The sequence below is a fragment of the Polaromonas sp. genome (genome assembly GCF_049790275.1).
Taxonomy (GTDB): domain Bacteria; phylum Pseudomonadota; class Gammaproteobacteria; order Burkholderiales; family Burkholderiaceae_C; genus Polaromonas.
This window is the reverse complement of the sequence record NZ_JBAQYR010000058.1, coordinates 1-4880: the sequence shown is the minus strand read 5'-3', so window position 1 is coordinate 4880 and position 4880 is coordinate 1. Positions and strand designations below refer to the sequence as shown.

The window sequence follows — 4880 nt, the reverse complement described above, 5'->3', positions numbered from 1 at the left end:
GGGTGCAGTTGCAGGTGGCAGAAAAGGGCGGCGATGCCGAGGCCGCCGCGCGCCTGCGCCGCCGCATCGCGCTGACACTAAACGCAGCCACAGGCGCCAGGCCGTGAGCCGGGCTGCCGTGGGCCGCTGGGCGATTGCCATCGCCGGCATGTTGTCGCTGGCCACCGCCATGGGCATAGGCCGCTTTGCCTTCACGCCGCTGCTGCCCATGATGCTCAGCGACGGCGTGATCGACCTGCCTTCCGCCAGCTGGCTGGCCAGCGCAAATTATTTCGGTTACCTGGTTGGCGCGCTGCTGTGCACCTTCCAGCCCTGGATCTGGAAGCGGCTGCCTTTCCTGCCGGTTGTGGCCGCATCGACCTGGGTGCGCTGCGGCCTGGTGGCCACCACCCTGCTCACGCTGGGCATGGCCATGCACCTGCCGGCCGCCTGGCCGCTGCTGCGTTTTGCAGCCGGCGTGGCGAGTGCGCTGGTGTTTGTCTACACCTCGGGCTGGTGCCTGGCGCAGCTCGCCCGGCTGGGCGCGCCAACACTGGGCGGCATCATGTACGCCGGCCCGGGGGCAGGCATTGCGCTGAGCGGGCTGTTTGCCAGCGCCATGGTGGCGTTGCAGTGGACGGCCGCTGCCGGCTGGCTGATTTTCGGCGTGCTGGCTGCTGTGCTGACCGCGGCTGTCTGGCGCATATTTCAGGAAGGCAGCGCGAGCCAAGGCGGCAGCGCCGTCGGCCCGCCTGTCAGCACAGCCGGCAGCCAGGCGCCTGCAGGCCGCCAGCAGATGCTGCTGCTGGCCCTGGCCTACGGGCTGGCGGGCTTTGGCTACATCATCACCGCCACCTTTTTGCCGGTGATTGCGCGTGAAGCGATGCCGGACTCTGTCTGGATCGACTTCTTCTGGCCCATCTTCGGCGGCGGCGTGGTGACCGGTGCGCTGCTGGCCACACGCATCCCGGCTACCGGCGATTTCCGCTACCTGCTGGCAGGCTGTTACGGGGTGCAGGCGCTGGGCATTGCCGCCAGCGTGTTCAGCCCCAGCCTGGCGGGGTTTGCCGTCGGCAGCCTGCTGCTGGGCATTCCGTTCACCGCCATCACCTTTTTTGCTATGCAGGAGGTGCGGCGCCTGCGTCCCGCCGCGGCGGCCAGCTATATGGGTTTGCTGACAGCCATGTACGGTATTGGGCAGATTGCCGGCCCGCCGCTGGTGGCGCTGCTGCTCAGGCACAGCCGCACGCTGGGCGAAGGGTTCACGCTGTCGCTGGAAATTGCCGCCGCGGCGCTGGTGGCCGGTGCCCTGATGTACCTGTGGATGGCCAGGGCCTACCCCGTGGCCGGCAGGAAGCGGCGGGCCGATTTGCCCCCGGTTACATAAGAAAAATGGCTGCAGCCCTTTGTGCTCGGGCGCAAGCAGCTATCAAAAACAGAGCATCTGGTGCCTGTCTTCAGGATTTTCCGGCGGCCAGCACAGGCCTGAGCAACTGCGCCAGTTCCATGCCCTCGATGACCCGGATCTGCTGGGCCACGGCAAACTGGCGTGCGTTGGCGGTGACCTCGCCAGTGGTGACACAGATGCTGCTGCTGGCATCACGCGCGCGGCGGGCCGCTTCCAGAGCCTGGAAAGGTTCCAGCCCCAGGCGCGCGGCTTTCCAGCGTTTGCCGCTGAGCAGCACGGTACGGCCGGCCTTGAGCAGTTCGAAATCGGCGGCGGCACTGTCCAGGCGCCGTACCTCAAAACCTTCGCGGCCCAGGGCTTGCCCCAAGGCTGCCGAAAAATCGCGCCAGGACATCGCGCCTATCTGCGCCAGCGTGGCCTCCACATGGGCGGTGCTGGGCGCGCTGAATTGCCGCCAGGCCGCGATCACGGCAATCACCAAGAAGGGAAAGCCGCCCATGGCACCGAACAGGAAGTACTCGGGCGGCAGCAGAGCCCTGGCCACCAGCCCGATCGCGAGACTGATGGCCAGGCTGATCCACCACGGAGAACGCAGCAGGATGGCAAACAGCGACTTTTCAGCCATTTTGAATTTCAAGGTCTTCCTTTCGGGTGAGGGGAGTTTGTATCACGGCACTGGCGGGCGCCGCCGCGCGGCCGTCAAACACTTTCGGAAAAATTCGCGTTTCACCTACGCAGGCAGGGACCAAGCCTCTTTATAGTAAGGTCACCATGCATATTCCCACCGAACCCATCGGCAGCGTTCCCCGGCCTCTGCACCTCATCGAGGCCGTCGCCGGCGGCGGTGCGGATGCGCCCGGGCTGGAAGCGCTGTGCCTCGAGGCCATCTGCGACGCGGCATTTGCCAGGATTCACACGCGGGTGCGGGGAACCGCACTAGCCGAACGTCTGCTCGAAAGGCGGTGATACACATGTCCGATGACGAAGACCGCCTGCTGCACTCGGTTGCCATGCAGAACGCCCAGAGCATCCTGCTGGCCAGGCAGCGCGCCGAGCAGGCGCTGCCGAGCGCCCACAGCGGCCTGGAAGACAAGACCAGGGAACTGGATTTTTCCCTGTCGATGATGCGGGCCACGCTGGAGGCCAGCCGGGACGGCATCCTGGTGACCGACGACAACGCCCAAGTCACGGGCTTCAACCAGCAGTATGTGCGGATGTGGGGCATTCCCGAGCAGCTCATGGCCTCGCGCGACCATGAAAGGCTGTTGTCTTTTGTGGGGCCGCAGGTCGAAGGCATGCAAGCCTTTCTCGACCGCGTCCACGAGATCTACCGTACCTCGCCGGCAGAAAGTTTCGATCTGATCAAGCTGCGCGACGGCCGGGTTTATGAGCGCTATTCAAAAATGCAGTTTGTCGAAGGCCGCCATGTGGGGCGGGTCTGGGTTTTTCGCGACATCACGGAACAGCGGCGCGCCGAAGACGCCTTGCACAAAAAAGCCCGCGTGCTGGAGCTCCTCAACAAGACTGGCACTATCCTGACCGCCAAGCTGGACGTGCGCATGCTGGCGCAGGCCGTGATTGACGCGGCCACGGAAATCAGCGGCGCGAAGGTTGGGGCCTTTTTTTACTCCACCGCTGCCCGCAGGGACAAGGGCTTTGCGCTGCAGGCGGTGGCGGGCATGGCGATGGAAGACTTCGACACCTGCGGCCTGCCGCGCACCGGCGCGCTGTTTGACCTGACCCTCAGCGGCGCGCCGCTGATCCACCTCGACGATATGCAGAAAGACCCGCGTCACGAAGCGCCGCCGACCGCGGCGAGCGGGGCGCGAAAGCCTGCGGTGATCCGGAGTTATCTCGCCGTGCCGGTGGCCTCGGGTTCCGCGGAGGTGATAGGGGGCCTGTTTTTCGGCCATCCGGACGCCGGTGTTTTTGATGAACGCGCGGAAAGGCTGGTGACCGGCATCGCGGCCCAGGCCGGTGTGTCCATCGACAATGCCCGGCTCTACGAAGTGGCGCGGCAGGCCGCCGAGGAAAGGGAAAAGCTGCTGGACAGCGAGCGCGCTGCGCGCAGCGAAGCGGAGCACATGAGCCGGATGAAGGACGAGTTCCTGGCGATGCTGGCCCACGAGCTGCGCAACCCGCTGGCTCCGCTGCGCAACAGCGTGGAAATCCTGCGCCGTGGCAGTGCCGGGCCGTTTGAGCTGGAAGAAACCCGGGCCATCATGGACCGCCAGATCGCACACATGACACGCTTGGTCGATGACCTGCTGGATGTCAACCGCATCAGCCGGGGCAAGCTCGAGCTGCGCCTCGAAAAGATCAGACTGGCCGATGCCCTGCGCAGTGCGGTGGAAACCAGCCGACCACTGATCGCCGCGCGGCACCACACCTTCGAGGCCACGCTGCCGGACGATTCCGTGCTGGTTGATGCCGACCTGGTCCGGCTCTCGCAGGCCTTCACCAACCTGCTCAACAACGCGGCGAAATACACGCCGGAAGGTGGTTCGGTGGCTTTGCACACGGTGGCCGATGCGCAGGGTGTGACGGTCAACGTGGAGGACACCGGCATCGGTATCCCGGCACACCTGGGCAACCGGATTTTCGACATGTTTGTCCAGGGCGAAAGCAGCCCGTCCATGCCCGAGTCCCAGGGCGGCCTGGGCATCGGCCTGACGCTGGTGCGCAAGATCATCGAGATGCACGGTGGCCGTATCGGTGTCGAAAGCCGCGCTGACCGTCCGGGCAGCCGCTTTGTCGTCTGGCTCCCGGTGGCGCAGGCCACGCAGGTGCCGCCCGGGGCAGACGCGGACCACCGCCCGAATCCGGCCCAGCCCCAGGCCCCGGGCACGAGCTTCGAACCACGCCGTATTCTGGTGGCCGATGACAACAAGGACGCCGCCTTCACGCTCGCCAGCCTGCTGGGCATGATGGGGCACGACGTGCGTACGGCCCATGACGGGGCCGAGGCGATAGCCATGGCTGCAGACTTCAGCCCGGAGATCATTTTCCTCGACATCGGCATGCCGCACATGGATGGTTACGAAGCCTGCCGCCGGATTCGCCAGCTCGACCAGGCGCCGGCGCCCATCATCGTGGCCCTCACCGGCTGGGGCCAGGCCGATGACAAGCGCAAGGCGCAGGAAGCGGGGTTTGACCACCACTTCACCAAGCCGGTGGATCCGGCCCAGCTGGAAGAACTGGTAGGCAGCAATTTCTGATGCGTCGCGGCCAAGGCGGACGCGGCCGGCAACATCGGCCGGAAACTGCTATGCTTCAAAAATGATAGCTGATTGCGCCCGCATCCATTGGGCTACCGGCCCGTTTGACTATTACTTTTGGGGCTTAGGAAGCAAAGTTTGTTAAAGGGGATTGCTTCGTAGCAAGGATAACAGCGCTTGGTAGAGGCTTGAGTGACGGTGGTTGAATCTGAACTCGGTTTCCTTCAAATGCAGGTAGAACGTGTGCCTGGGCACGCCATTGAATCGCACCATCC

4 protein-coding genes and 1 pseudogene are annotated in these 4880 nt (G+C 65.1%); 3 read left to right on the top strand and 2 right to left on the bottom strand.

Annotation, left to right across the window (positions count from 1 at the left end):
* Nucleotides 1-148 precede the first annotated feature (148 nt).
* Complete coding sequence (locus tag WA904_RS08735) at nt 149-1366, top strand: YbfB/YjiJ family MFS transporter (protein ID WP_425196733.1); 1218 nt, start codon at nt 149-151, stop codon at nt 1364-1366.
* Nucleotides 1367-1436: 70 nt separating this feature from the next.
* On the opposite strand, the gene WA904_RS08730 is transcribed toward WA904_RS08735, so the two are convergent.
* Nucleotides 1437-2024 carry a restriction endonuclease gene (locus tag WA904_RS08730; RefSeq protein WP_425196732.1) on the bottom strand — a complete coding sequence of 196 codons (588 nt, stop codon included), beginning with the start codon at nt 2022-2024 and terminating at the stop codon, nt 1437-1439.
* A 134-nt stretch (nt 2025-2158) separates the two neighbouring features.
* Here WA904_RS08730 and WA904_RS08725 point away from each other — a divergent pair, with 134 nt between their 5' ends.
* Nucleotides 2159-2353: a hypothetical protein gene (locus WA904_RS08725; protein ID WP_425196731.1), complete on the top strand. Its 195-nt coding sequence runs from the start codon at nt 2159-2161 to the stop codon at nt 2351-2353.
* 5 nt (nt 2354-2358) lie between these two features.
* Nucleotides 2359-4605 carry an ATP-binding protein gene (locus WA904_RS08720; RefSeq protein WP_425196730.1) on the top strand — a complete coding sequence of 749 codons (2247 nt, stop codon included), beginning with the start codon at nt 2359-2361 and terminating at the stop codon, nt 4603-4605.
* 141 nt (nt 4606-4746) lie between these two features.
* Here the strand turns inward: WA904_RS08720 and WA904_RS08715 are convergent.
* Nucleotides 4747-4880: pseudogene (locus WA904_RS08715) on the bottom strand (IS1595 family transposase); the annotation flags it as partial.